The sequence below is a fragment of the Thalassospira sp. MIT121401 genome, assembly GCF_047125595.1.
Taxonomy (GTDB): Bacteria; Pseudomonadota; Alphaproteobacteria; order Rhodospirillales; family Thalassospiraceae; genus Thalassospira; species Thalassospira povalilytica.
In genome coordinates this window covers 1,071,123-1,095,626 of record NZ_CP138926.1, presented here as the reverse complement: position 1 = coordinate 1,095,626, position 24,504 = coordinate 1,071,123, and the positions used below count along the sequence as shown (strand labels likewise).

Below are 24,504 nucleotides of genomic sequence, written 5' to 3'. Positions count from 1 at the left end.
TATCAATGAGCTGGTTTAAGTTCAGTCCCAACAAGCACCTGATGGCACTTCTGACTGCTGTTGCGCTCAGCACGGCACTTGCTGGCTGCTCGACCAACCGCGCAACAGGTGAGGACAGCTTCACCGCCTTTATGTCGCCTGACGAGGAAAAGAAAATCGGGTCGCAGGAACACCCGAAAATGGTCAAGGAGTTCGGTGGCCAATATACGGAAAAGGATCTGCAAAGCTATGTCACCGAAATCGGTGAAAAGTTGGTTGCCGTTTCCGAAACCCCGAATGAGAAATTCACCTTCACGGTTCTTGATTCCCCGGTGGTCAACGCATTCGCCCTGCCGGGCGGGTATGTCTATATCACGCGTGGTCTGGCCGCCCTTGCCACCAACGAAGCTGAACTGGCCGGCGTCATTGCCCATGAAATCGGTCACGTTGTCGCCCGCCATTCGGCACAGCGATACAGCCGTGGTGTCCTGACCCAGATTCTGGCCGGTGGCCTGTCAATTGCGATTGGCAACGGGGCTGGCGAACTGATCAATACCGGGGCGAGCGCCTATCTTAAATCGTTCTCGCGTGAGCATGAATTTGAAGCCGACATGCTTGGCGTACGCTATATCACGCGGGCCGGGTACGACCCGGATGCCATGGCGACATTCCTTGAAAAACTGCGCGCCCATTCGCGCTTGCAGGCAGTTCTCGCCGGACGTTCGGCCGATGATGTTGACCAGTATGACTTTATGGCAACCCACCCGAGAACCCTTGACCGTATCGAGCAGGCCCATCAAAGCGCCAATGTCACCGCGGTTCAGAATCCCGAACTTGGCACGGTCCGCTACATGACAGCGATTGACGGTATCCTTTACGGGGATGGTCCGGATCAGGGCTATGTTCGTGGTCGGGAATTCGTCCATGTTCCCCTTGGCTTCCGGTTTGAAGTGCCCGAAGGCTTTACCATCAACAACCAGCCATCCGCCGTCATTGCGACCGACGGCAAAGGGGCGCAGATTGTCTTTGAAGGCGCACCAAAGGCCAAGGACACCCGACTGGATCGTTATCTTGAAAGCGGCTTCTCAAGCAAGATTTCGCTTCGCGATGTCGAGATGATCGATATTAACGGGCTTGAAGCTGCCACCGGCAGCACGGATGTATCCCTGCGATCGGGATCGGCAAGATTGCGCGTGGTGGTCATCCGCCACGGTGATTCCGCCTATCAGTTCCTGTTCATCACCCCGCTTGATCAAACCGAAAGCTATAACCTGCCCCTGAGGCATACGACCTATAGCTTCCGGTCGCTGAGCACGAATGAGAAGAAGATCTACACCCCGCTTAGGATCAAGGTCCGTGCTGTGAACCCGGAATATAGCTTGCAGACATTTATCGACGACATGCAGGTCGACCGCGCACCGGCCGAAACCTTTGCCACCATTAACGGATTGCGCGACGGCGAAGCCCCTGAAACCGGATCCCTGGTCAAGGTTGTCCGTCACTAGACGCAAGCAGGCCAAAACAGCAAAAGGCAGCATGAAAATGCTGCCTTTTTTTGGTCGAAACAGACCAGAGATCTCGGCGCACGATCAGGCGCCGCTTGTAACCTGTTCGATGATTTTGCCCTGACCATCAAGGGCCAGCGCGATCAGTACACCGCCCCGCCCGGCACCACCATCCACCGACAGGGTAAATTCACGTTCCTGAAGCCCGGTTTGCGAAAGTGATGCACCGCGGACAATACGCGCGCAGTCGTAATAACGTTCGGTAATTGCCTCAAACATCGAGCCGCCCCACCAGAACGTATCGGTCTGACCGGTAAGAGGGCGTGAACCATCAAGCCCGGCATGAACAAAGATCAGACGACCATCCGTGGTATAAGCCGCATGTTTGAGATCGGATAGCAATGCGCTATGCCCGCTGTGGCGGCGCAATGCATCGGAAAACTGGGACGTCCATTGCGAAATGGCGTGCGCGCCCTGACGCATGATTGACTGGACATGCGCCGGGTCGAAACCATAGGCACGGGTTGTTCCGGCAATACCGCGGGTCAACATCCAGTCAAAGACTTCGCCGGGATTGGGGGCAAACTGGATCTGCTGCAATTTCGACAGCATTTCTTCGGCCGCACCGCGCAAAAAGGCGATATCGGCGATATCAACCCCGTCCAGGGCGATGAAATAACGACGGAACAGAAGCAATTCGTTGATGGTCGCAACAACGGATTCCGCCGTGCCATCCCCCCAGTAATTGCCAAGATAGACAAGCCTGTCACCTGGTGTGATACGTTCAGCAAGCTTCTGATGAACGGTACGCAACGCACCGTGATCGCCATTGATTGCGCCGACAACCCAGATTCTCTCGGCCGGTTTTATCGGCGCCAGAACTGCACTCATCGCTGTAACCTGCCTAAAACAAAAATAAAACCGGCCCAAGGATAGCTTGCGGGCCGGCTTTTATAAATAGTTGTATAGCTGACTTATTCAATCAGGCAGCTTTTTGCAGAAGCTTTTCGAGCTTGCCCGATGCCTTGTCCTTGTCGATCTTTTCGATCGCGGCCAGTTCGTCAACAAGGCGCTCGAAAGCAGCTTCATAGATCTGGCGTTCGGAGAAGGACTGTTCCGGCTGGGTCGCGCTGCGATGCAGATCGCGCACAACTTCGGCAATGGAGACCGGATCACCGGAATTGATTTTTGCTTCGTATTCCTGTGCACGGCGCGACCACATGGTGCGTTTGACACGTGCACGACCCTTAAGCGTAATCAGCGCCGAGTCCATCTGCTTTTTGGAGGAAAGTTTACGCAGACCGGAGTTACCCACCTTGTTGACCGGCACGCGCAAAGTCATGCGGCTGGATTCAAAGGTAATTACATAAAGGCGCAATTCCTGACCCGCGATTTCCTGGGTTTCCAGGCCACCAACACAGCCAACGCCGTGTGCGGGGTAAACAACATAATCGCCAACAGCAAAGGGCAACTTATCCGACATCAAGCATCCTTCCGGCCCATTCAGGCCTGGTCATTCAACTGTAACAATATAGACCCAGTGACGCGAAGAGCTGCACACGACCAAGCTTTTGGCGAAGTCGCGGTTTCAGACAGGAATACAAAAAACGGAAATCCGGCAATTCGGAACGAGCCTGTCGAGCCCTTAACGCGAGTTGCCCACAATAGCACAACACGCCACTGGTTCACAGATTTTTTCGGCGCTTATGGCTCAATGCAGCCATGCATTTAACCCGCTGGCATATGCCAACGGGTTAAAAACCGTATGTAATCTGGGGGGTTAGTCCGACAATCAGTCGCCTTCGCCCGGCGCTTCGCTGAGCAATTCGGTCTTGCCGGTTTTACCGTTCCATTCATCAGCATCAGCCGGCGCATCACCTTTGCGGGTGATATTCGGCCAAACTTCCGCGAATTTTCGGTTGATTTCCAACCAGTTGTCCAGATTCGGCTCAGTATCGGGAATAATCGCTTCGGCGGGGCATTCGGGTTCGCAGACACCGCAATCGATGCATTCATCAGGGTGAATAACCAGGAAGTTCTCACCTTCATAGAAGCAATCGACGGGGCAAACCTCGACGCAGTCCTGATACTTACACTTGATGCAGTTTTCCGTCACCACATAGGTCATGGTGTAACTCCGTACAGGTTGCGAGGCCATGTTGCGGCTGCACCCGCGCTTGGCCTTGTTCTCTCTCTGGGGATTGGGTTATCACGCACAGCTGTTGTGTGCAACTCCAATAAAATCCCATTTTTTTGCGTAGTATAGATTTTGTGATGCAATGCGGCGTGGCGACATCCGGCATTTCGGTACCGCACACGACAAAGCAGCGCAGAACATACAGATTTCTTCACAATTTTCCAGTTTGCAGACGCCGCGGATAATTGCTTTTACCCCCGCAAAGCCATAGTGTGCTTCTGATTGAGTGGGAACTGCGGATTTTTGGGGTTACGCGTGCCTGACAAAAGCCTTGATCAGCAACGGCTTAAATGGCGGGATCGCTTGTCTGTCAAACAGGCAAGGATCGCGGTTGCCCTTACCTTGCTGATCGGCCTGCTTTTCAGCGGCATCCAGATTGTCTGGGACTTGCGCGAAGAAAAGAGCCTGATTGACCGCACCGTCATGCAGGTTCTGGCGACATTGCGCGAATCCGCGACACAGGCGGCATACGGCCTTGATGAGACACTTGCTGCACGCGTGGTTTCCGGCCTTTTTGAATATGAACCGGTCTATGCGGCGGTTCTGCGGGACAATTTCAACAACATTCTGGCCCAGAAGACCGAACAGCAGGTCAGCTCCAACCGTACGGTCCTGACCAAATTGATGTTTGGTGAAAACCAGGAATATGAAATCCCGCTTGAAACCGGAAGCGGACGCGATCTGGTTGGCCATCTGAGCGTCAAGATCGATACGGACATGATCGCGGACGGGTTTCTTAATCGCGCCACCCGCATTCTGACATCGGGCATCCTGCGCAACCTGATTCTTGGCCTTATTCTGGTTGTCTTTTTCTATGTCACCCTGACCAAACCGCTGCTGCGGGTGTCAAGTCTGCTGCGCAAAATTGATCCGCAAAACCCGACCCCCGATGCCATTGTCATCCCCGAAAATCATGACCGCGACGAGCTGGGCATGATCCTTCGGACCACGCGGGGACTGATCGAACGTATTTCAGCAACACTTGATAAGCTGCGCACCACAGAACAACAGGTCCGTGACCGTGAAAACCAGCTGACCGCGATTGTCCAGAACGTTGCGGACGGTATCCTGACAATCACCCCGACCGGCCGGATTGTTGAATATAACGGGGCAACCAAGCAGCTTCTTGGCCTGATGCGCGATGAAACGCCGCAAGGCCGGACATTGCACGAATTCCTGATGCCGCGCGCCATCCCGCTTCTGGAGCACAGTCTGGAAGAACTTGCAGCGCAGTCTTCGGACAATCAGACGACGGAAAAACGCCTGACGCTTCCGATCAGACGCGCCGACCAGACCGAAATTGATGTTTCGATTGCACTTCGCATGATCCCGGATGCGGCAACGCCAATGATGACCGCGGTCCTGACCGACATCACGGTGCGCAAACGCTATGAGGAACAGTTGGTCTATATGGCCAACCACGACACGCTGACCAACCTTCCGAACCGCAGCATGCTTGAATCCAGCCTGTCAAAGGCACTCGACAAACACAAGGAAGCAAGCAGCACGCGGCACGGTGCGACGGCTGTGCTGTTTATCGATCTTGATCGGTTCAAGGTCATCAATGACAGTTTGGGCCATGATGTCGGCGACCTGTTGCTCAAGGCAGTCGCCGGACGCTTGCAGAAAGTGATCGGTCGCCAGGAGATCGTCGGCCGGCTTGGCGGTGATGAGTTCCTGATCATTATTCCCGATCTGAAAGAAACCCAGGACGCCGCCATTCTGTCACAAGCCGTGCTTGATGCACTGGCACCGGCATTTGACATCAAGGGACGCGTTCTGTTTGTGTCGCCATCGATTGGGATTGCGCTTTATCCATCGGACGGCGAAGATTTTCCGGCCCTGATGCGCAACGCCGACACCGCGATGTACAGTGCGAAATCCGGCGGCGGGGGCACCTATCACTTCTTTACCAAGACGATGAATGAAAGTGCCATGGCGCGTCTGGTGATCGAAAATGATCTGCGCGAAGCCCTGGCCCAAAATCAGTTCGAACTGCATTACCAGCCCAAGGTCGATCTGCGTACCAACCGGATTTCCGGCCTCGAGGCACTGATCCGCTGGAAACAGCCCGGGCGCGGCTATATTTCGCCGATGCAATTTATTCCGGTCGCAGAAGAAACCGGCCTTATTGGCAAGATCGGCGAATGGGTGATCGCAGAAGTCTGCCGCCAGATCGCAGAATGGGACGCGCAATCAGTCCCGCCACTGCCGATCGCAATCAACCTGTCGCCCCGACAGCTTATTGAAGGCAGAATTACAGAAACCATATCTCGAATATTGACCGACACAGGCACCCCGGCCGCACGCATCGTTCTGGAAGTAACCGAAACGGTGATGATGCAGGAAATCAAGAAATCGGCCGCCATTCTTGAAGAACTGCGTCATTTAGGGCTGCAGATTGCCGTTGATGATTTCGGGACAGGCTATTCGTCCCTTGCCTATCTGAAACGGTTGCCGATCAATTCGATCAAGATTGATCGATCCTTTGTGCGGGACGTGACAATCGATACCGATGATGCCGCGATTACGCGAACCATCATCGTCATGGGCCACAATCTTGGCCTTAAGGTCATTGCAGAAGGTGTGGAAACCAAAGAACAGATGGCATTCTTGCGCGAAAGTGAATGTGACGAAGTTCAAGGTTTCCTGATCGCCACCCCGCAACCGCCCCAGGAAATCGTCAAACATATCCTGCGACTTTCCGCAAATGCCGAGACTGAACTATAATCGCAGCCCCGATACACATTGAACCGGTTACCTGAGAAGACATATGGCCCAACAACGTTCCGTTCTGCTTGTCGATGACAGCAAATTTGCCCGCCTTCTGGTCAAGGCTTTCATTTCCAGCAACTTTACCGACTGGGAAATTGACGAGGCCGAAGATGCCAGCAAGGCGCTCGAAATGGTTGAAGGCAAGTCGTATGACTATTTATTGCTTGATTTCAACATGCCGGGAATGAACGGGCTGGAGCTGGGCGAACAATTGCGTGGACGGTTCCCGGACTCGGTAATCGCCCTTCTGACTGCCAACATTCAGCAGGAAATTCAGAAAAAGGCCGCAAACCTTGGCCTTGAATTCCTTGCAAAGCCACCGACCGAGGAAAAAATGCGTGCCTTCATTCTGGCGCAGGAAGCGTCCAGATGATCGACCTTAGCGAACTTGAACATGACACCATCAGCGAATTGATCAATATCGGGGTTGGTCGCGCAGCGTCGTCATTGTCCGAGATGGTCGAACAGCCCGTCGAACTTACTGTCCCGCGTATTACATTTGTCGAACGTTTTTCCGATACGGAACTTGCCAAGGCCCCGACCGAGGTTGTCTCGGCGGTCAGTCAGACATTTGACGGCCCGTTCAAGGGCGAAGCCATGCTGGTCTTTCCCGAAGAACGCAGCCTGGAGCTGGTGCGCAGTCTTCTGAAGGTCGAAGTGCCGCTTGATACCCTGACCGATCTTGAACAGGAAGCCCTGATGGAGGTCGGCAACATCATTCTGAATGCCTGTCTTGGCAGCATTTCGAATGTGCTTGGTGAACCGATCAACTGTTCAATGCCGTCATTTCGCAAACGTGAAAGCCGGTCGCTGCTTGACGTTGATCAGGCCGAACTTAATGCCGGCAGCATGCCGGTCCTGATGATCCTGCATGTTCAGTTTATGCTGCGTCATAACGACATTGACGGGTATGTTCTGTTTGTCATGGATCTGGATTCCATTCAGATGCTGCGTGAACTGGTTCGTCGCTTTCTTGCCAATTCGCTTGGTTAACCGGTGAGGTGAATGAAAAAGCCATCGTCCAAGCCCCAAAAGGACGCAACGCCGTCATTCGATCTTGATCGTGAAGGCAATGCCGCAGAATTGTTTGCCGCATTGCTTGATACGGCCGATACCGGTTTGGTTGCGCTTGCCCCGGACCGGACCGTTTGTCACTGGAACCAGTGGATGCAGACCCGTTCGGGATTGCGCGCCGACGAGGTTCTGGGCAAGGCGCTTCATGATATCTTTCCCGAAACACGGATGGGACGCGTCAGCCTTGCCATCGAGGATTGCCTGAAATTCGGAATGCCCGCGGTGATTTCACCGTCGCTTAATCAGGGGGCCTTGCCGCTTTCGCCATTGCCGCAATTTGCCGCAAGCTTTGATCGCATGGAACAATCGATCCGCGTCCATCCGATCAAGACCAAAAGCAATGGCACATTATGTTCGCTGATCATTCGGGACGTGACCCTTGCCGTACAGCGCGACCGTCTGTTGCGCAAACAGGCCGCTGAACTGGCCGAACTGGTTACCCAGTCAAAACGCAGCGAAGACCGCACCAAGGCGATTTTGCAAAACACCATCGATGCCATTCTTGTGGCGTCCGACGATGGCAATATCGAACCACTGAATTCCCGGGCACAGGAACTTTGCGGACCGGATGGCGATCCCGAATTGCGCAATATTATCCGGTTCCTGCTTCCTGACAGTGATCATATCGCAATCACGCCGCCCCCACCCAACCGGCTTCTGACCGATCTTGGTACCGGCGTCATCGAAGTCCTGGCCCTTACCAAAACCGGGCGCAGTATTCCGCTGGAAGTTGCGATCAGTCATTTTTCGGCGGATCAGCGATATCATTACATCATCACCCTGCGTGACATTTCCCAGCGCAAGCGCCACGAGATGGAAATCCAGCGCACCATGGCCGAGCTTGAACGCTCCAACAGCGAACTTGAACAGTTCGCCTATGCGGCGTCCCATGACTTGCAGGAACCGCTTCGCATGGTGTCGAGCTATACCCAGCTTATTGCCCGGCGCTATGAGGGCAAACTTGATGATACCGCCGATGAATTCATCCATTACGCGGTTGATGGCACCCAGCGCATGCAGCGCATGATTGACGACCTTCTGACCCTGTCGCGGGTCGGACGCCATGGCAAACCGTTTCACCCGGTACCGCTTGATGATCTGTTTGATGCGATTGTTGCCAACTTCAAACGCGCCGGATCGGCCCCGGAAGGCAACATCATCCGCGAAGATCACCTGCCAACGGTCATGGGCGATGCCAGCCAATTGCTGTTGCTGTTCCAGAACCTTGTGTCGAACGGGTTGAAATACAGCGATCCGCAAAATGGCCGGGTGCGGATTTTTTCCGCCGACACCCCGAACAGTCACCGGATTTTTGTCGAAGATAACGGGATCGGCATTGATCCCCAGTATCACGAAACCATTTTCGAGATTTTCAAACGCCTGCACGGATATGGTGATTATGCCGGCACGGGAATTGGTCTTGCGATCTGTAAAAAGATCACCGACCGGCATGGCGGAATACTTAGCGTTACCAGCAATGTTGGCGAAGGCAGCACCTTCTGCGTCGAGTTGCCCAAGGAATTGCCGATTGTCGCGACATCCGAAAGCATGTAGCTTGCAGTTTACGTAAGCGTAAAGATGATTGAGCTACCATGACCGACAGTTACTCCATCACCGATCTTGCCCGCGAGTTCGAAGTCACCACCCGAACCATCCGGTTTTACGAAGATCAGGAACTGATTTCCCCCGAACGCCATGGCCAGACGCGCATCTATAGCCAACGTGATCGCGTGCGGTTGCGCCTGATCATGCGCGGCAAGCGGCTTGGCTTTTCGCTTAAGGAAATCCGTGATCTGCTTGATCTGTATGACGGTGATCGCAGCGAAATCACTCAGCTGACCACCCTTGTCGACAAGATCAATGAACGTCGCGAAACCTTGCGCAAGCAACGCGAAGACATTGATGCCACACTGGACGAGCTCGATAAGCTGGAAGAAACCTGTCAGGAAGAACTTGGTCGCAAAAAGGCCGGATAATCCGCCCCGTCCCGGTTATCGCCAATTACTTTTACTGTCCGGGTCCGGCCGAACCTGACGGGGATGCCGACGCCTTTGACAGGCTGACATCGGATGGCCGAGACAGGATAAAACAACTGACCGGCAAGGCGACCAGCAACTGGATCATCACGATCCAGCGGTTTTCGATAAAGATCAGGGATGCGGTAATCACCACCAGAAAGGCCAGCATGGCAAGAAGTTTGGCGCGACGGTTGATCACGCCATGTTCATTCCATTGACGGATGGACGTACCAAAACGTGGGTGATTACAAATCCAGTCATGCAGACGCGGCGATCCCTTGGCAAACAGCCAGGCCGCCAGCAACATGAAGGGTGTGGTCGGCAAAAGCGGCAAAAAGATTCCGATCACGCCAAGACCAACCGAAAGCCATCCAAGGGCAAGATAGATATGCGCTATACGCACCATAGATTTCCTGTTTACAGTCCGTTCCACCCCTGACAGGCTAGGACAGGTAATTTAGGCGCTGCGATTGCGAAATTCAACAAATAGCCGACCATTACACTCAGTTATTTTTACCCTCTTTGACACCTTATGATTCCGAACGGTTGACCATGCTTGAAATTGAAAATGGCCTTTATCTGGATGAACGCCATCTGCATTTTCAGTTCGTCCGTGCATCCGGTCCCGGCGGGCAGAATGTCAACAAGGTGTCCAGTGCGGTCCAGATGCGGGTGCGCATTGATGATCTGACCGAACTGCCTCAACGGGTGCGCGACCGATTGCGTGAACTGGCCGGAAGCAAGCTGACCAATGACGGGGAAATCATTTTTGACGCCCAGCGACATCGAACCCAGGAACGCAACAAGCAGGACGCCATTGAAAGATTGCTGGCCCTGTTGCGCAAGGCTGCCGAGCGCAAGAAATACCGCGTCAAAACCCGCCCGTCCCTTTCGGCCAAGCGCAAACGCGTTGAAACCAAGAAAAAGCGCGGCGATATCAAGAAAATGCGCCAACGCCCGATCGACTGAGGCCCAGCTAGTGCCCACAGGCACACAGCCCTTTCCATCCTGTTTACACCGGCTGTAACGGGCTTTTAAAACCGAACGGACATGACATTCAGGTTCAGAACATGATCATCGACTGGGATCACATCGCCAAAGCCCCCCTGCCGACCAATTGCGGTTGGAAAGGCACCTATCGTGTGCGCTATTCCGAAATTGGTGAGAACGGCAAAGTCATGATGCCGGCCCTTGCCGACTATATGCAGGATGCCGCCGGTTGGGGCGCGCGGATCCTGAAACTGGCTTATGACGATACGGTTGATCAGGGCATTGCATGGGTTCTGGCGCGTATGGTGATCCATATCCGCGACTATCCCGGCAATGGCGAGGAAATCCTGGTTGAAACCTGGCCGTCAGGTGTATCGCGCCGGGTTGCGACCCGCGATTTCCGCCTGTCGAACGGCAAGGGGGATGTGATCGGCGTTGCGCAAAGTTACTGGGTGATGTTTGACCTGCGCGAACGGCGCGCAGCCCAATGGCCGGACTGGATTGAAGAACGCCTGCCTGATCCGCCCGGTCCCAAACTGATTGAACCGCCCTTGCGCCCGGCCTTTACCACCGATCCCCTACCCGCAATTGACACGATCAAGGCACGGCCATCGGACCTTGATCTGTATGGGCATGTCAATAATGTGCGCCTGATGCAGTGGGTGCTGGGGGTTTCGGGGCAAAACAGCCGTCCTGATTTCCATCCCGAAAGTCTTGATATCCAGTTCAGAACAGAATGCCGCGTCCATGAACGGGTCGAGCTGCGCCATGCCAACGGCTTTGCCGCGGTCAGTCGCGAAGAAGACGGCACGGACCTTGTGCGTGCCCATATTGTGGAGCGCAATGCTCTGGCACTGGCTTAGCGCGGACAAGGATCACGATAACCGGCACCCGGATCGCCTCACGCCCGGTCCATCATGGCATCAAAAAGATCGGCAACCGGTTTGAAGCTTTTGCGGTGATGCGGGGTTGGGCCAACTTCGCCAAGCCCGGCCATGTGTTTTTTCACCCCGTACCCCGCATTGCCTTCCCAGCCAAAAAAGGGATAGCGCGTTGCAAGCCGTGCCATGGCGCGGTCGCGCACGACCTTGGCCACAATTGATGCTGCGGCAATTGACAAGGATTTGCTGTCGCCCTTGACCACGGTTTCGACATGGCATGGCAGGCCGGGATCACGATTACCATCCACCAGTGCCTGATCGGGCACCACTGCCAAACGTCCGACCGCGCGGCGCATGGCGACATAGGTTGCCTGCAAAATATTGATCTGGTCAATTTCACGAACGGATGCCGCCCCGATACCGACTTCGGCGCATTCCATGATCACGCCAAAAAGCTTGTCGCGCTTTTTGGCTGACAGCTTTTTGGAATCATTGAGCTCGGCAACCAGAATATCGGGCAATCTTGCATCCCGCGGCAAGATGACCGCAGCCGCCACCACCGGACCGGCAAGTGGCCCGCGGCCGACTTCGTCGATCCCGGCAATACGCCCGCTATACTGATCTTCGATGGTAAAGTCCGGCATGTTTCTGGTCACTCTCTCTTTCCACCGTCATAGCAAGCTGCCCGGTGACCGACAATATCGCAGTTTGTCCGGGCTGCTTCCTTGGGGTGAATTCACGGACCAGCATAACAAAAAACGGCACCGGATAACCGGTGCCGTTTGATTGATTACAGGTCCCCTGCCTTTCAGGTTTCCTTTTCCTTGTATTCTTCGCTTGGGTCGTAACCTTCGGGTCCGATCGGGTCAAAGGTGGCCCAGCCTTCATCCTGCTTGGATGGCGGAAGATCCTTGTGCGGATCGACATTCAGCAGCATGTAGGCCTTGGCAATCAGATTTGCGGTGATGGGTGCTGTCAGGAAGATGAACAGCGTAATCAGCAATTCGTGAATGGTGAAATGGCCACGTTCAACCCAGAAGAACAGCATTGACGCGATCAGCACACCGCCAAGCCCGACAGTACTGGCCTTGGTCGGTGCGTGCAGACGCGGCAGCAATTCTTTGAGTTTGATCATCCCGAAAGACCCGATCAGCAGGAAAGCCCCGCCAATCACGATCAGAAGCGAAATGATGAGTTCAACAACAAACGGCATCTTATCGCTCCCTTATTCGATGATGTCGCCACGCAAGACGAACTTGCAATAGGCCACCGTTGAAACAAACCCGAACATTGCAAACAGCAACGCGCCTTCGAAATACATCGCCGTTGATTTTCCGATGCCATACAGCACCAGAAGCGCAATCGCATTGATCGCCATCGTATCAACCGCCAGAACCCGGTCGGCCGTGGTCGGCCCCACGGTCAGGCGATACAGGTTCATCAAAAGCGCAAGCGCCACACAGACAAAGCCGAAATTCAGTGCATATTCGATCATTCGAAGATCTCCTTCAGACGGCGTTCGTAGCGGTTCTTGATGTCATCGATCACGCCCTGTGGATCGGGGGCATGCAGGCAATGAACCAGAAGGCTTTTGGCATCGGCACTCAGATCGATGGTCACCGTGCCCGGCGTCATGGTGATGGTTCCGGCAAGGGTCGTGATCGCCTCGGGAGAGGTCAGATCAAGCGGAACGACAACGCATTTTGACTCAAGGCTTTCGGTTTTGCGAAACAGGATCAGACCGGCAACAATGACGTTTGCCACCAGAATGTCCCACAAAACCACCAGACCATATTCGCAAATGGCATAGGCATTGCCCACCTTGGGACGGGCCGGCCAGAAACTTGCGGTGATCAACGGAATGATGACCGCAAGGATGAGACCGAAGATAACGGCACCTGCCGAAACCTTGTTGACCAGAAACACCCACACCACCAGCAAGGCCAGTGTCAAAAGCGGATGGGGGAGATAACGTTTCATCATTATGTTCCTTGTCCTTTCCGCTTACTGGCCCAGCAATGCCAGGGCACCTTCGCCCAGCACCGCCTGGATATAGCCCGATGTATCAAAAATCTGCGCAGCAACACCGTGCAGATAATCGGTAATCGGACCGGCAAAGACCGTCAGGGCAACCAGTCCACCCAGCATGCCGCACGTGGCAATGATCGGCAGAACCGGCCATTTCGCGCCTTCGACCGTGATTTCACCTTCGACCGACGCACTTTTCCAGAACAGGACACTGCCCGCCCGGCCAAAGCCGATAATGCACAGCAGTGACGTCACCAGAATGATCGCCCAGATCCAGACCATGGCATTGCTTCCACGCGCCGCATCAAGGATCTGAAGTTTACCGATAAAGCCGCTTAGTGGCGGCATACCGGCCATGGCAATCGCCCCGACAAAGAACAGAACAGCCAGGAAGCCCGACTGATGGAATGTCGGTGCGGTATGCAGGCTGTCGCCAAACTGGCCGCGACGTGACACCACCAGATCAGCAATCAGGAACAGGGCCGCGCCCGAGAAGGTCGAATGCAACAGGTAATAAAGGCCCGCCGCAATACTTTCGGGTGTGAACAGGGCAATTGCAATCAGCAGCGTTCCCATCGACCCGATCACCGAAAAGGCGATCAACCCGTTAAGACGTTTGGCCGCGACCACACCGACCATACCCAGAACGAGCGTGATCAAAGCTGCCGGCATCAGATAAGGCTGTGCAAGCCAGGCCATGTCCCCGGCCGCATCGCCAAAGGCCAGTGAATAGACACGCAGCACGGAATAGGCACCGACCTTGGTCATGATGGCAAACAGGGCAGCAACCGGTGCCGGTGCATTGGCATAGGTTCCCGGAAGCCAGAAATGGATCGGAACCAGTGCTGCCTTGACACAGAACACCAGAAGCAAGACCAGCGCACCAGCCCGCAACAGAGCGGCATCACCCGGCGCGACATTGGCCACCTGAACCGCGAGATCGGCCATGTTCAGCGTACCGGTCACGGAATAGATCATGCCAACCCCGATCAGGAACAGCGACGATCCCGTCAGGTTAATCACGATATATTGCATGCCGGCCTTCAGCCGTTCAGCCCCCGCGCCATGCAGCATCAGGCCGTATGACGCGATCAGCAGAACTTCGAAGAACACGAACAGGTTGAATACGTCACCGGTCAGGAACGCACCATTGACCCCCATCAGCTGGAACTGGAACAGGGCATGGAAATGCTTGCCGCGCTGATCCCATTCGCTTGAAGCAAACAGGACAACACCAAGTCCCAGAAGCGATGTCAGGAACACCATCATCGCTGACAGGCGATCCAGCACCAGCACAATCCCAAACGGTGCCGGCCAGTTCGACAAGGCGTACATTTCCGGGTCATTGCCATTGGCAAAAACCACCAGTGACAGCGTCACCGCCACAAGGGCCACGGTCGCCGTGATCGAAAATACGCGCTGCAACAAAATGTCGTGACGGACCGCCAGAACAATCAGGGCGGCCATCACGGCGGGCAGCACTATGGGAACAACAATCCAGTCACCCATCAGTTTTTATCTCCTGCTTCGGATGGCTCGCCAACCGGGCGACCGTCAACATGGTCATTGCCGATTTCAAGATAAGCCCGGATCGACAGAACAACGATCAGGGCGGTCATGCCGAACGAAATCACAATCGCCGTCAGGACAAGTGCCTGGGGCAAGGGATCGGTATATTCGGTCACACCATCACGCAGGATCGGCGGCATATTGATCGTCAGGCGGCCCATCGCGAACAGGAACACGTTCACCGCATAGGACAGCAAGGCCAGACCGATCACCACCGGGAAAGTCCGCCCGCGCAGCAACAGATACGTGCCGCACGTGGTCAGAAGCCCAATACTGCTTGCTACAAGAAACTCCATATCAGGCCTCCTTTTCCGGGGTTGCTACAGATGCAGACGGATCATGATCCATCGGATCAAGGTTCACATCGACATGTTCGGCCATGCGTTCAACCTGTGACAGTTTGGCAAGGGCCAGCATCACCGCCCCGACCACGGTCAGGAACACGCCAAGGTCAAAGCCCATGGCAGATGCCAGTTCAAATTCGCCAACAATCGGCAGATGAACATGGGTGAAACCGCTGGTCAGGAACGGAAGACCCGCAACCCATGCCGATACACCGGTAATCGCAGCCGCAATCACGCCCAGACCGATCATGCCGTGATAGTTCACCTTCATGCGGTTCTGGGTCCAGCCAAAGCCTGACGCCATATATTGCATGACCAGCGCAACCGAAACGACCAGACCGGCGATAAAGCCACCGCCCGGCTCGTTATGGCCACGCAGGAAGATGTAAACACCTACCATCAGCGACAGCGGCAACATCACGCGCGTTGCCACCACCATCATCATCGGATGGCGATCAGCCGACCGGCGATTATCGACAACCCAGTTGGCAAGACGCTTGGCGGCTTCGCCCTGGGTGACGGTTTCAATCAGGGCAAAGATCGACAGTGCCGCGATGCCCAGAACGATGATCTCGCCAAAGGTATCAAAGCCACGGAAGTCGACGAGGATCACGTTCACAACGTTCGTACCGCCGCCTTCTGTTTTCGAATTGGCCAGATGATAAGCCGAAATCGAGTTGGGCAGATCACGTGTCATGATCGCCCAGATGGCCCCGCCAATGCCAAGCCCCGCAGCAATGGAAACAATCCCGTCGCGCATCTTGCGGCCCGGCAGGCTTTCCTTTGGCGTTTCCTTGGGCAGGATATTGAGTGCCAGCAACATCAGGATGACCGTCACCACCTCGACCGAGATCTGCGTCAGGGCAAGGTCCGGTGCCGACAGGTAGATGAAGCCGAGTGACACGATCAGGCCGATCACACCGACCAGAAGCAATGTCAGCAACCGGTTGTGATGCATGAAGACCGACGCGATACAGGTCACGACCAGCAACAGCCAGGCAATGGCCGCCGGCGGTGAAACTTCAAGAAGTTCACGCGAACCCGACAGGTAATCGGGTTTTGCATAAAAGCCCGAAACACCAATTGCCACAGCCGAAACCACCATGATCGCCAGATAACGCTGCAAGGAACCGTTATGCAGGTTGTCCGAGACAAAACGGCTGAGCGCCACCAGCTTGGCCATTGCGCAATCAAACATGGATTTGGCATCGGGACGCGACAAGTTTGCGGTCGCCGACAGAAGCCCCGCATGACGCATCAACAAAAGCGCCCCCAGAACCAGGGCAATCGCGCTCATGCCAAGTGCCGGGGTCAAACCATGCCAAAGTGCCAGATGATATTCCGGCAGTTCCCCGCCAATCACCGCACCGGAGGTCGCCGCCACCAGCGGACCGGCAATGGTTGCCGGGAACAGGCCGATCAGAACCACAAGAACGGTCAGGAATGCAGGCGGCGCCCACATGCCGAACGGCGGGTCATGCGGATGATGCGGAAGGTTTTCATCACGCGGTTTGCCCAGCCAGACATGGAAGATAAACCGGAAGGAATAGGCAACCGAGAAGATCGCACCAATCGTGGCAAGCAGCGGCACAAGCCAGTTCTGATCAAACCAGACCGTGTGCCATGCCTCTTCCAGCATCATTTCCTTGGACAGGAAGCCGTTGAACGGAATGACACCGGCCATCGATGCCGCCGAGATAATGCCGATGGTCCCGGCAATCGGCATCAGGTTCAGCAATCCGCCGAACCGGCGAATATCACGGGTCCCGGTTTCATGATCGACGATACCCGCGGTCATGAACAGGGCCGCCTTGAAGGTCGCATGGTTGATGATGTGGAAAACACCGGCAACTGCGGCCATCGGCGTTCCGAAACCAAACAGCATGGTCACCAGACCAAGGTGACTGACCGTCGAATAGGCCAGAAGTCCCTTAAGGTCATGTTTGAAGATCGCGATCCATGCGCCCAGAACCATCGTGACCAGACCGGCGGTCGCCACGATATAGAACCATTCCGGTGTGCCGGACAGAACCGGCCACATGCGCGCCATCAGGAAGATACCGGCCTTGACCATGGTTGCCGAATGCAGATAGGCCGAAACCGGGGTCGGTGCGGCCATGGCATGGGGAAGCCAGAAATGGAACGGGAACTGTGCCGATTTGGTGAAACAGCCCAAAAGGATCAGAACCAGTGCCGGAACATACATCGGCGATGCCTGGATCAGATCGGCATTGGCAAGAATATCGGTCAGGTTATAGGAGCCGACAATATCGCCAAGGATCAGCATCCCCGCAATCATCGCCAAACCACCAGCACCGGTCACGGCAAGCGCCATGCGCGCGCCCTGACGGCCTTCCGGCAGATGTTTCCAGTACCCGATCAGCAGGAACGATGACAGGGATGTCAGTTCCCAGAAAATCAGAAGCAGCAGAATATTATCGGAAAGAACGATACCGACCATGGCCCCCTGGAACAGGAGCAGGAACACATAGAAGCGCCCCATGGGATCGTTCTTTGACAGATAGAACCGCGCATAGATGATAATCAGCAAACCGATGCCAAGGATCAGTGTCGCAAACAGCAATCCAAGACCATCCAGGAAGAAGGTCACATTCAGACCCAGTTCCGGCAGCCAATTATAACTGACCTGAAATACCTCGCCGGCAATGACCGCTGGGGCCTTTGCCATCAAAAGGATCAGGGCAAGCAGCGTGACAGAACCGGTGGCAGTTGCACATGCATTGCGCCCGGCCCTGATCATTATGGCGGGCAAGACCGCCCCAATGAAGGGAAGCAAAACAATGAGGGTGAGACTCATGAAAGACCCTTATTTTTGGATAATCGCCGCATCGCCCCCAACGCGAGACAGCAAGAAAATTCCGGCAGAAGGTAATATTTGTTCAGAAAATGGTCAAGAAAACCCAAACGGCGCAGATTTTCACCTTCTGACTGTCAAGTGAAGATGATCACCCGTGATTTTGGCGTTTTCAACTGCCGGGTTATTTCCGCCCGCCAGCCAGAAGCGATGCTTCTGGCATCATGCGCAAACGGATCATGGCAATTGTGCCGGCCACCGGCCCGATCGACAGCATGGCAAACGCCCCCCACCAACCGGCCCAGTCGGCAACAACCGGCACCAGATGGATCGATACCAGCGCGATCAGAAAACCGATAGCATTTTGCAGGGTCAGGGCTGTTCCGACCTGATGGGGATCGGCCAGTTCAATCACGCAGGATGAAAACTGTGCGGAATCAGCCACCACCGAAATACCCCAGACAATACAAATCAGAAGAAGGACCGCAAACGGCGCATCCCCGAAGGCACCGGCAACCAGTGCGCAGGCACCGCTGATGACCATGGCGGTAATTGTAACGGTCGTCCGCCCGATCCGGTCAGCATAATATCCCCCGGCAAGCGATCCGAACGCGCCGATCCCGACGATGGCAAAGGTCGATAATGCCGACCACATGCCGGGATTTTCGACCATCCGGTCTGAATAGGCCCCGTACAGGAACAACCCGATCCAGCCCCACATGGCGTAAAGTTCCCACATATGCCCGAAATAACCATAACAGGCATGGCGCAACGGCTTGTTGGACCAGATTTTACCGACCATGCGCGGATCAAAGCGCGGCGACCTTCCCGGTGTTCCGCCCAGATGCACAAACAAAACGGCAAAGGCCGCCAGATAGGCCGACACACTTGCCGTTACGATCACCAACCGCCAATCAAGGGGAACCGCCACCGAAAACAGATGCGGCAAGGCAGAGCCCATGGTCAAAGCCCCAACCAGAAGCCCGACCAGAAATCCGGTATCGCCACGCGACCAGGTCGCAACCATTTTCATGCCGATCGGATAGATGCCCGCCATGCATATGCCGGTGATCAGGCGCAGCAAGATCACCGCCACACCATCAATCGGCACCACAAGGATCAGGATATTGGCGGTTGCGGCAATGATCGCCGACGCGGCCCAGAAACGACGCGGTTCGATCCGGTCGGCCAATCCGAAAACCGCACTGGTTACCGTCCCCAGAACAAAGCCAAGAAGAACCGAACTGGTAAACAGCGAAGACTGCAACGCGCCGATATCGAATTCGCTGCGCAATTGCGGCAGCACCGCGGTCGCCGAAAACCACAGGGCAAGTGCCATTAACTGGCAAACCGTAATCATTGTAACGGCAAAGCCTTTGCCCGTGCGCGCCATTGTCCCCCCAACATGTTTGATGTTTTGCACATCATACACAGATGCGGACAAAAACCTATCTTGGAACTCTTTGAAATTCTGACCGTTAGATGTTTATCCCGATGAATTTCCAATTCCGAGCGGACGGCAGAAATGAACATTCTTGATCAATATGCAAATGGCGTTGTAACGGCCCTTGGTTTTTTCTGGAATGCGCTTTGGGCTTTCGTTCTTGGCTATGCCATCAGTGCTGCAATCCAGGTCTTTGTGCCCAAACGCCGACTGGTTGACCATATGGGCGATGGCGGTGCCAAAAGCATTTCACTGGCCGGGATGTTTGGCGCGCTTTCAAGTTCCTGTTCTTTTGCCGCGCTGTCCGCTGCGAGATCGCTTTTTCAGAAAGGCGCGCATTTCATCGCAACCGTCGCTTTCATGTTTGCATCGACCAATCTGGTCATTGAACTGGGCGTTCTGATCTTTCTGTTTCTCGGATGGCAGTTTCTGGTCGCAGAGATCGTCGGTGGCATCATCATGATCGTGATTTCGGCCATCCTGATCCGTCTGACATATCCGACCAAACTGATTGACAAGGCCCGCGATCATGCAGATGATGCGACCGGTCATGAGGATGACGATTTCGACTGGAAAAAACGCATTGCATCGATCGAGGGATGGCAACAGGTCGGCAACCGTTTCGTCATGGAATGGCAGATGGTTTGGCGTGAAATCCTGATCGGTTTTACCGTTGCCGGATTTATTGCGGTGTTTGTGCCAGACCATGTGTGGCAGACGCTGTTTCTTGCCGATGATGGCGCAAGCGGTGCCGATCTGCCATTCCTGCGGGTGTTGGAAAACGCATTGATTGCCCCGTTTGTTGCCGCTGCGACCTTTATCGGGTCCATGGGCAATATCCCGCTTGCCACCGTGCTGAGTGCAGGCGGCGTCAGTTTTGCCGGTATTATGGGCTTTATCTATTCCGATTTGATGGTCCCGCCGCTGGTGAAAGTGAATGCACGCTATTATGGCTGGAAAACCGCGCTTTATATTGCGGGTGTGATGTATGTCAGTATCGTCGCAACGGCGTTGCTTCTGCATTATGCCTTTGCGGCACTTGACCAGGTCCCCGAAAGCAGCCGGGACATTGCCGAAATCAGTGCATTTGGCGTCAATTACACATTGTTCCTGAATATTGCGGCATTTGTACTGGTAGCCGTTTTGATCCGGTTGCGCGCACTGGCACAAAAAGCCGGTTCCGGCGGGCATGGTCACAACCACGATCATGATCACGGACATGACCACGGACATGATCATCACGGCAGCAAGACATCGATACTGACCCCGAAAAATGCCCTGATCGGTGTGATCTTCCTGATATTGGCAGGTGGACTTGTGGTGCAGATCGGAACAGCGGTGTCCTAAAAAAACACCGCCCGGTCAGACCGGACGGCGCAAGTTATCCCGAGCGGGAATAAAATTTGGCACTATCGGCGCGATTATCCGTGATCGCGCCGGTCATCAATGACCTTGCCGTCATTTGGCAATGTTCCGGACGGGTTAAAGGCAACCACGCCGCGCAGCTTGCAAACACCGGCCATGGTTTCACCAATCGCGTCCAGATCTGCTGATGCCTCGTCGCCTTCGCACAGAAGGGTCATGACATCATTGTCATTTTCACGGGTTACTACCAGACGCGCCTTCGTGATGGCGTCGTGGCGCTTGACGATTTCGGCAACCTGACTTGGATGAACAAACATGCCCTTGACCTTGGTGGTCTGATCGGCACGGCCCATCCATCCCTTGATCCGGTCATTGGTGCGCCCGCACGGGCTTTGCCCAACCGCAATGGCCGACAGATCACCCGTGGCAAACCGGATCAGCGGATAGTCCATATTCAGGGTCGTGACCACGACTTCGCCGACTTCGCCATCTGCAACCGGTTCCCCGGTGCCCGGGCGCACGATTTCAAGAATAATGTCCTCGGCAATGATCATGCCGTCCTTGGCGTCACTTTCATAGGCAATCAGGCCAAGGTCGGCACTGGCATAACATTGCAGCATCGCAATCCCGCGTTCCGCAAACCAGTCGCGCAACGAAGGCGGCAATGCTTCGCCCGAAACAAGGGCACGCTTGATCGATGAAATATCGGCGCCGAGTTCATCGGCCTTTTCCATCAGGATTTTCAGGAAAGAAGGCGTGCCGCTATAGCCAGCCGGTTTGAGATCACTGATCGCCTTGACCTGGGCTTCGCTTTGCCCGACGCCGGCCGGTACGACCACACAGCCACAGGCACGCGCCCCGCTGTCGAAAATGAACCCACCCGGTGTCAGGTGATAGGACAGGCAGTTATGCACGATATCGCCCGGACGGAAACCGGCCGCAAAGAACGCACGCCCCATGCGCCACCAGTCATCGCCTTTTCCCTGCGGATCATAGATCGGGCCGGGGCTTTGGAACATGCGTGCCATCGCCGGAACCGGCGTTGCATTCAATCCGGCAAGGGGAAGTTCCCGGGCCTGGGCATCGATCAGATCGGATTTGCGGGTTACCGGCAAGGTTGCCAGTGCATCACGCGAGGTAATTGTTCGCGGGTCGATATCGGCAAGAATGCGGCCATAGCCGGCCGACTTTTCCTTTGCATGATGAAGGATGCGCGGCAGTGCCGCCATCAGACCGGCCTCGCGGTCTGCGGGATTGCGCGTTTCACGTGCGTCGTAATATGTCGTCAGCATCCTGCCCGTCTTTCTTCAAAATTCAGTCACCAAAGCATTCAGGCCGTTACAGCCAACGCTTGCGGCGTTTGTAGGACTTGATGTTCTTGAAGCTTTTGCGTTCTTCGGAACCACCGCCAAGATAGAATTCCTTGACGTCTTCGTTGTTCAAAAGCTCGTCGCGGGTACCGTCAAGAACCACTTTGCCGCTTTCCATGATATAGCCATAGTCGGCAACCTTAAGCGCAAAGTTGGCATTCTGTTCAACGATCAGCATCGTGATGCCCTGTTCGCGATTGATCTTTTCGATAATCCCGAACACTTCCTTGACCAGAAGCGGCGACAAACCCATTGACGGTTCATCAAGCAGGATCATTTTCGGACGCGCCATCAGGGACCGGCCGATTGCCAGCATCTGCTGTTCCCCGCCCGACAGATAACCGGCAAGCCCGGTGCGTTCCTTCAGGCGCGGGAAATATTCAAAGACCATTTCGATATCGTCTTTGACACCCTTGTCCTTGCGGGTATAGGCCCCCAGACGCAGGTTTTCGATACAGGTCATGTCTTCAATGATGCGGCGGCCTTCCATCACCTGGAACAGGCCGGAACGCACGATTTCTTCCGGGCTGCCATTGGCGATCTGCTGGCCCATGAAATTGATGTCGCCACGGGTGACTTCGCCGTCTTCGGTTTTCAGCAAACCTGAAATCGCCTTAAGCGTGGTCGACTTGCCAGCACCGTTCGGCCCCAGAAGGGTAACGATCTTGCCTTGCGGAACTTCCAGCGATACGCCGCGCAGGACAAGGATGACCTCGTCATAAACAACTTCGATGTTATTGACCGACAGCATCGGTTCGGCGGTCTCAATTTTGCGGGCGGGCTCTGCCATGGTGTCCCCTTCGAATTATCGCTTGGTGATCCCCCCTGTCGGGGACAAGGCATCTTGCGTCTTATGCCTTGCCCCCGAACAGACTGGGAGACATTCGTCTGTCTGGACTCAGATCTTAGTAACCGAGCCAGTCGTCACGACGCGGCAGGGTAACGGTCGTTTCTTTTTTGACCGTAACTTCGCCACCTTTGGCGCTGCCGTTATAGATGTTGACGGTGTTGATGCCGCGATGGTCCTCGGCAGTCCAGGTTGCTTCCATGCACACACCTTCAAGGCTTTTGGGGACCCAGTTGGTGCGGGCATACATGCCGGCCTTGATGTTTTCACCGGTAATGCCGCCATTGGCCTTTGCCCATTCCATGGCTTCTTTCATGTAATAGGCCGAACAAATGCCACGGATGTAATGGTGGGTGCGGAACTCGGTGCCCGAACGATCAGACATCTTGGAGATTTCGCGGACCAGATCCATGCCTGGAACGCCTTCGTCGGTCCAGAAGCTGGTCATGGCCGGGAAGACATAGTTTTCAACATCGCCAATGGTTTTCAGCGTTTCGTAGTCACCCGCCCAGATGTTGGCCAGCCATTTCGGGGTCGCGCCAACCGTGTCACAGGATTTCACCAGCGACACAACCGACGGACCAAGGTTGCCAAGATACCCATAGTTGGTCCCGGCTTCTTTCAGGGTCAGGCATTGTGCCTTGAAGTCACCCGGCTTCATCGAAACAACCACCGGTGCGGTTACTTCAAAGCCAAGCTCGTTGGCATATTCTGCACAGGCTTCTTTCGGTGCGTTCGGATACGGGTGGTTGTCCCCGATATGCGAGAAGACCGGCTTGCCCGAACCACCGGAGTTTTTCCAGTCTTCAGCAGCCCACTGAACCATTGCACGGCAGGCATCGGAATAGGATGCGCCATAGAAGAAGTTATACGGTGCCGGTTTTGCCGTTTTCGGGTTTTTCGCGGTCGGGTCGGTCAGGTGACCGGAATAGGATGCCGAGTAGACCGGAACCTTGTCCTTGGCAACGAAGCTGATCAGTGCTTCGGTATCGCCTGTGCCCCAGCCCTGCATGGCAACCATGTTGTTGCGCGAACGCCATTTCTTGTAGTTCGCAATCGCCTGGGGAACCTTGTAGGCATAGTCAACCGATTCAGAATCCAGGACCGTACCGTCAATCCCGCCATGGGTGTTGATGTAAGACAGCGCATCACGCACGCCATCAGCATAGAACTTGCCGATAAAGCCGGTCGCACCGGTAATATCCATCAGATGGCCGACAAATACTTCGTCTGCTTTGGCTGCCGAGAACGACAAGCCGGTTGCAACCATCGCGGTCGCAGCAATCAGTCTCTTCATAACGAC

At 55.0% G+C, this 24,504-nt stretch carries 24 protein-coding genes; 9 read left to right on the top strand and 15 right to left on the bottom strand.

The genetic code is table 11. The features are described from left to right. The first annotated feature begins 5 nt into the window (after nt 1–5). Nucleotides 6–1,484 carry a M48 family metalloprotease gene (locus SIB88_RS04880; RefSeq protein WP_412557479.1) on the top strand — a complete coding sequence of 493 codons (1,479 nt, stop codon included), beginning with the start codon at nt 6–8 and terminating at the stop codon, nt 1,482–1,484. A gap of 84 nt (nt 1,485–1,568) precedes the next feature. On the opposite strand, the gene SIB88_RS04875 is transcribed toward SIB88_RS04880, so the two are convergent. The 3 genes from SIB88_RS04875 to fdxA all read right to left on the bottom strand — a co-directional run bounded on the left by SIB88_RS04875 (nt 1,569) and on the right by fdxA (nt 3,612). After that, a complete protein-coding gene (locus SIB88_RS04875; protein ID WP_412557478.1) occupies nt 1,569–2,375 on the bottom strand; it encodes a hypothetical protein in 807 nt (268 codons plus the stop codon). A 91-nt stretch (nt 2,376–2,466) separates the two neighbouring features. Beyond that, a complete protein-coding gene (locus SIB88_RS04870) occupies nt 2,467–2,967 on the bottom strand; it encodes a CarD family transcriptional regulator (protein WP_101245477.1) in 501 nt (166 codons plus the stop codon). 309 nt (nt 2,968–3,276) lie between these two features. Continuing rightward, the gene (gene fdxA / locus SIB88_RS04865; RefSeq protein WP_101245476.1) at nt 3,277–3,612 is read right to left on the bottom strand and encodes a ferredoxin FdxA; all 336 of its coding nucleotides are present in this window, start codon (nt 3,610–3,612) and stop codon (nt 3,277–3,279) included. Between the two features lie 324 nt (nt 3,613–3,936). Here fdxA and SIB88_RS04860 point away from each other — a divergent pair, with 324 nt between their 5' ends. From SIB88_RS04860 to SIB88_RS04840, 5 genes are read left to right on the top strand one after another with little or no spacing between them, the layout of a single operon-like run. Further along, nucleotides 3,937–6,411 (top strand): EAL domain-containing protein, encoded by a 2,475-nt coding sequence (locus SIB88_RS04860; protein ID WP_287464301.1) that lies wholly within the window; start codon nt 3,937–3,939, stop codon nt 6,409–6,411. Between the two features lie 43 nt (nt 6,412–6,454). After that, nucleotides 6,455–6,829 (top strand): response regulator transcription factor, encoded by a 375-nt coding sequence (locus tag SIB88_RS04855; RefSeq protein ID WP_412557477.1) that lies wholly within the window; start codon nt 6,455–6,457, stop codon nt 6,827–6,829. Continuing rightward, nucleotides 6,826–7,449 carry a chemotaxis protein CheC gene (locus tag SIB88_RS04850; RefSeq protein WP_101245473.1) on the top strand — a complete coding sequence of 208 codons (624 nt, stop codon included), beginning with the start codon at nt 6,826–6,828 and terminating at the stop codon, nt 7,447–7,449. Before SIB88_RS04855 ends, SIB88_RS04850 begins: the two co-directional genes overlap by 4 nt. 12 nt (nt 7,450–7,461) lie before the next feature. Then, nucleotides 7,462–9,084 carry an ATP-binding protein gene (locus tag SIB88_RS04845; RefSeq protein WP_288349344.1) on the top strand — a complete coding sequence of 541 codons (1,623 nt, stop codon included), beginning with the start codon at nt 7,462–7,464 and terminating at the stop codon, nt 9,082–9,084. Nucleotides 9,085–9,122: 38 nt separating this feature from the next. After that, nucleotides 9,123–9,506 (top strand): MerR family transcriptional regulator, encoded by a 384-nt coding sequence (locus SIB88_RS04840; RefSeq protein ID WP_101245471.1) that lies wholly within the window; start codon nt 9,123–9,125, stop codon nt 9,504–9,506. Nucleotides 9,507–9,537: 31 nt separating this feature from the next. On the opposite strand, the gene SIB88_RS04835 is transcribed toward SIB88_RS04840, so the two are convergent. Beyond that, on the bottom strand, nt 9,538–9,954 hold the full coding sequence (locus SIB88_RS04835) for a YbaN family protein (protein ID WP_114112881.1): 417 nt from the start codon (nt 9,952–9,954) through the stop codon (nt 9,538–9,540). A 146-nt stretch (nt 9,955–10,100) separates the two neighbouring features. Between SIB88_RS04835 and arfB the strand changes: the two genes are divergently transcribed. Together arfB and SIB88_RS04825 are read left to right on the top strand one after the other, a co-directional pair. Beyond that, nucleotides 10,101–10,517: an alternative ribosome rescue aminoacyl-tRNA hydrolase ArfB gene (gene arfB, locus SIB88_RS04830; protein WP_101245469.1), complete on the top strand. Its 417-nt coding sequence runs from the start codon at nt 10,101–10,103 to the stop codon at nt 10,515–10,517. 101 nt (nt 10,518–10,618) lie between these two features. Further along, nucleotides 10,619–11,401 carry an acyl-[acyl-carrier-protein] thioesterase gene (locus tag SIB88_RS04825; RefSeq protein ID WP_412557476.1) on the top strand — a complete coding sequence of 261 codons (783 nt, stop codon included), beginning with the start codon at nt 10,619–10,621 and terminating at the stop codon, nt 11,399–11,401. A gap of 38 nt (nt 11,402–11,439) precedes the next feature. On the opposite strand, the gene SIB88_RS04820 is transcribed toward SIB88_RS04825, so the two are convergent. The 8 genes from SIB88_RS04820 to SIB88_RS04785 all read right to left on the bottom strand — a co-directional run bounded on the left by SIB88_RS04820 (nt 11,440) and on the right by SIB88_RS04785 (nt 19,568). Next, nucleotides 11,440–12,063 (bottom strand): ribonuclease HII, encoded by a 624-nt coding sequence (locus tag SIB88_RS04820; RefSeq protein ID WP_114112879.1) that lies wholly within the window; start codon nt 12,061–12,063, stop codon nt 11,440–11,442. Between the two features lie 164 nt (nt 12,064–12,227). Continuing rightward, a complete protein-coding gene (locus SIB88_RS04815) occupies nt 12,228–12,632 on the bottom strand; it encodes a Na+/H+ antiporter subunit G (protein ID WP_101245466.1) in 405 nt (134 codons plus the stop codon). Between the two features lie 12 nt (nt 12,633–12,644). Further along, entirely contained in the window at nt 12,645–12,914 is a 270-nt protein-coding gene (locus SIB88_RS04810) for a K+/H+ antiporter subunit F (protein ID WP_101245465.1), read from the bottom strand. Beyond that, nucleotides 12,911–13,402: a Na+/H+ antiporter subunit E gene (locus SIB88_RS04805; protein WP_412557475.1), complete on the bottom strand. Its 492-nt coding sequence runs from the start codon at nt 13,400–13,402 to the stop codon at nt 12,911–12,913. The genes SIB88_RS04810 and SIB88_RS04805 overlap by 4 nt, the downstream gene beginning before the upstream one ends. 21 nt (nt 13,403–13,423) lie before the next feature. Continuing rightward, on the bottom strand, nt 13,424–14,956 hold the full coding sequence (locus SIB88_RS04800) for a monovalent cation/H+ antiporter subunit D (RefSeq protein WP_412557474.1): 1,533 nt from the start codon (nt 14,954–14,956) through the stop codon (nt 13,424–13,426). Continuing rightward, entirely contained in the window at nt 14,956–15,312 is a 357-nt protein-coding gene (locus SIB88_RS04795) for a Na+/H+ antiporter subunit C (protein WP_101245462.1), read from the bottom strand. The genes SIB88_RS04800 and SIB88_RS04795 overlap by 1 nt, the downstream gene beginning before the upstream one ends. 1 nt (nt 15,313) lies before the next feature. Continuing rightward, nucleotides 15,314–18,178, bottom strand: coding sequence for a monovalent cation/H+ antiporter subunit A (locus tag SIB88_RS04790; RefSeq protein WP_114112878.1), 2,865 nt, complete (start codon nt 18,176–18,178; stop codon nt 15,314–15,316). A 181-nt stretch (nt 18,179–18,359) separates the two neighbouring features. Continuing rightward, nucleotides 18,360–19,568, bottom strand: coding sequence for an MFS transporter (locus tag SIB88_RS04785; protein WP_412557473.1), 1,209 nt, complete (start codon nt 19,566–19,568; stop codon nt 18,360–18,362). A 132-nt stretch (nt 19,569–19,700) separates the two neighbouring features. Between SIB88_RS04785 and SIB88_RS04780 the strand changes: the two genes are divergently transcribed. After that, on the top strand, nt 19,701–20,966 hold the full coding sequence (locus SIB88_RS04780; RefSeq protein ID WP_101245460.1) for a permease: 1,266 nt from the start codon (nt 19,701–19,703) through the stop codon (nt 20,964–20,966). Between the two features lie 74 nt (nt 20,967–21,040). On the opposite strand, the gene SIB88_RS04775 is transcribed toward SIB88_RS04780, so the two are convergent. The 3 genes from SIB88_RS04775 to SIB88_RS04765 form a co-directional block, all read right to left on the bottom strand. Beyond that, nucleotides 21,041–22,276: a phenylacetate--CoA ligase family protein gene (locus tag SIB88_RS04775; RefSeq protein ID WP_114112876.1), complete on the bottom strand. Its 1,236-nt coding sequence runs from the start codon at nt 22,274–22,276 to the stop codon at nt 21,041–21,043. A gap of 46 nt (nt 22,277–22,322) precedes the next feature. Then, nucleotides 22,323–23,105: an ABC transporter ATP-binding protein gene (locus SIB88_RS04770; RefSeq protein WP_206927130.1), complete on the bottom strand. Its 783-nt coding sequence runs from the start codon at nt 23,103–23,105 to the stop codon at nt 22,323–22,325. Nucleotides 23,106–23,259: 154 nt separating this feature from the next. Then, nucleotides 23,260–24,498, bottom strand: a complete 1,239-nt coding sequence (locus SIB88_RS04765; protein ID WP_412557472.1) for an ABC transporter substrate-binding protein — start codon at nt 24,496–24,498, stop codon at nt 23,260–23,262. Between the last annotated feature and the right edge of the window lie 6 nt (nt 24,499–24,504).

Bases quoted from the DNA above. Each gene is read 5' to 3' on its own strand.
- SIB88_RS04880 (WP_412557479.1), top strand. From the start codon at position 6: ATGAGCTGGTTTAAGTTCAGTCCCAACAAGCACCTGATGGCACTTCTG.
- SIB88_RS04875 (WP_412557478.1), bottom strand. From the start codon at position 2,375: ATGAGTGCAGTTCTGGCGCCGATAAAACCGGCCGAGAGAATCTGGGTT.
- SIB88_RS04870 (WP_101245477.1), bottom strand. From the start codon at position 2,967: ATGTCGGATAAGTTGCCCTTTGCTGTTGGCGATTATGTTGTTTACCCC.
- fdxA (WP_101245476.1), bottom strand. From the start codon at position 3,612: ATGACCTATGTGGTGACGGAAAACTGCATCAAGTGTAAGTATCAGGAC.
- SIB88_RS04855 (WP_412557477.1), top strand. From the start codon at position 6,455: ATGGCCCAACAACGTTCCGTTCTGCTTGTCGATGACAGCAAATTTGCC.
- SIB88_RS04850 (WP_101245473.1), top strand. From the start codon at position 6,826: ATGATCGACCTTAGCGAACTTGAACATGACACCATCAGCGAATTGATC.
- SIB88_RS04845 (WP_288349344.1), top strand. From the start codon at position 7,462: ATGAAAAAGCCATCGTCCAAGCCCCAAAAGGACGCAACGCCGTCATTC.
- SIB88_RS04840 (WP_101245471.1), top strand. From the start codon at position 9,123: ATGACCGACAGTTACTCCATCACCGATCTTGCCCGCGAGTTCGAAGTC.
- SIB88_RS04835 (WP_114112881.1), bottom strand. From the start codon at position 9,954: ATGGTGCGTATAGCGCATATCTATCTTGCCCTTGGATGGCTTTCGGTT.
- arfB (WP_101245469.1), top strand. From the start codon at position 10,101: ATGCTTGAAATTGAAAATGGCCTTTATCTGGATGAACGCCATCTGCAT.
- SIB88_RS04825 (WP_412557476.1), top strand. From the start codon at position 10,619: ATGATCATCGACTGGGATCACATCGCCAAAGCCCCCCTGCCGACCAAT.
- SIB88_RS04820 (WP_114112879.1), bottom strand. From the start codon at position 12,063: ATGCCGGACTTTACCATCGAAGATCAGTATAGCGGGCGTATTGCCGGG.
- SIB88_RS04815 (WP_101245466.1), bottom strand. From the start codon at position 12,632: ATGCCGTTTGTTGTTGAACTCATCATTTCGCTTCTGATCGTGATTGGC.
- SIB88_RS04810 (WP_101245465.1), bottom strand. From the start codon at position 12,914: ATGATCGAATATGCACTGAATTTCGGCTTTGTCTGTGTGGCGCTTGCG.
- SIB88_RS04805 (WP_412557475.1), bottom strand. From the start codon at position 13,402: ATGATGAAACGTTATCTCCCCCATCCGCTTTTGACACTGGCCTTGCTG.
- SIB88_RS04800 (WP_412557474.1), bottom strand. From the start codon at position 14,956: ATGGGTGACTGGATTGTTGTTCCCATAGTGCTGCCCGCCGTGATGGCC.
- SIB88_RS04795 (WP_101245462.1), bottom strand. From the start codon at position 15,312: ATGGAGTTTCTTGTAGCAAGCAGTATTGGGCTTCTGACCACGTGCGGC.
- SIB88_RS04790 (WP_114112878.1), bottom strand. From the start codon at position 18,178: ATGAGTCTCACCCTCATTGTTTTGCTTCCCTTCATTGGGGCGGTCTTG.
- SIB88_RS04785 (WP_412557473.1), bottom strand. From the start codon at position 19,568: ATGGCGCGCACGGGCAAAGGCTTTGCCGTTACAATGATTACGGTTTGC.
- SIB88_RS04780 (WP_101245460.1), top strand. From the start codon at position 19,701: ATGAACATTCTTGATCAATATGCAAATGGCGTTGTAACGGCCCTTGGT.
- SIB88_RS04775 (WP_114112876.1), bottom strand. From the start codon at position 22,276: ATGCTGACGACATATTACGACGCACGTGAAACGCGCAATCCCGCAGAC.
- SIB88_RS04770 (WP_206927130.1), bottom strand. From the start codon at position 23,105: ATGCTGTCGGTCAATAACATCGAAGTTGTTTATGACGAGGTCATCCTT.
- SIB88_RS04765 (WP_412557472.1), bottom strand. From the start codon at position 24,498: ATGAAGAGACTGATTGCTGCGACCGCGATGGTTGCAACCGGCTTGTCG.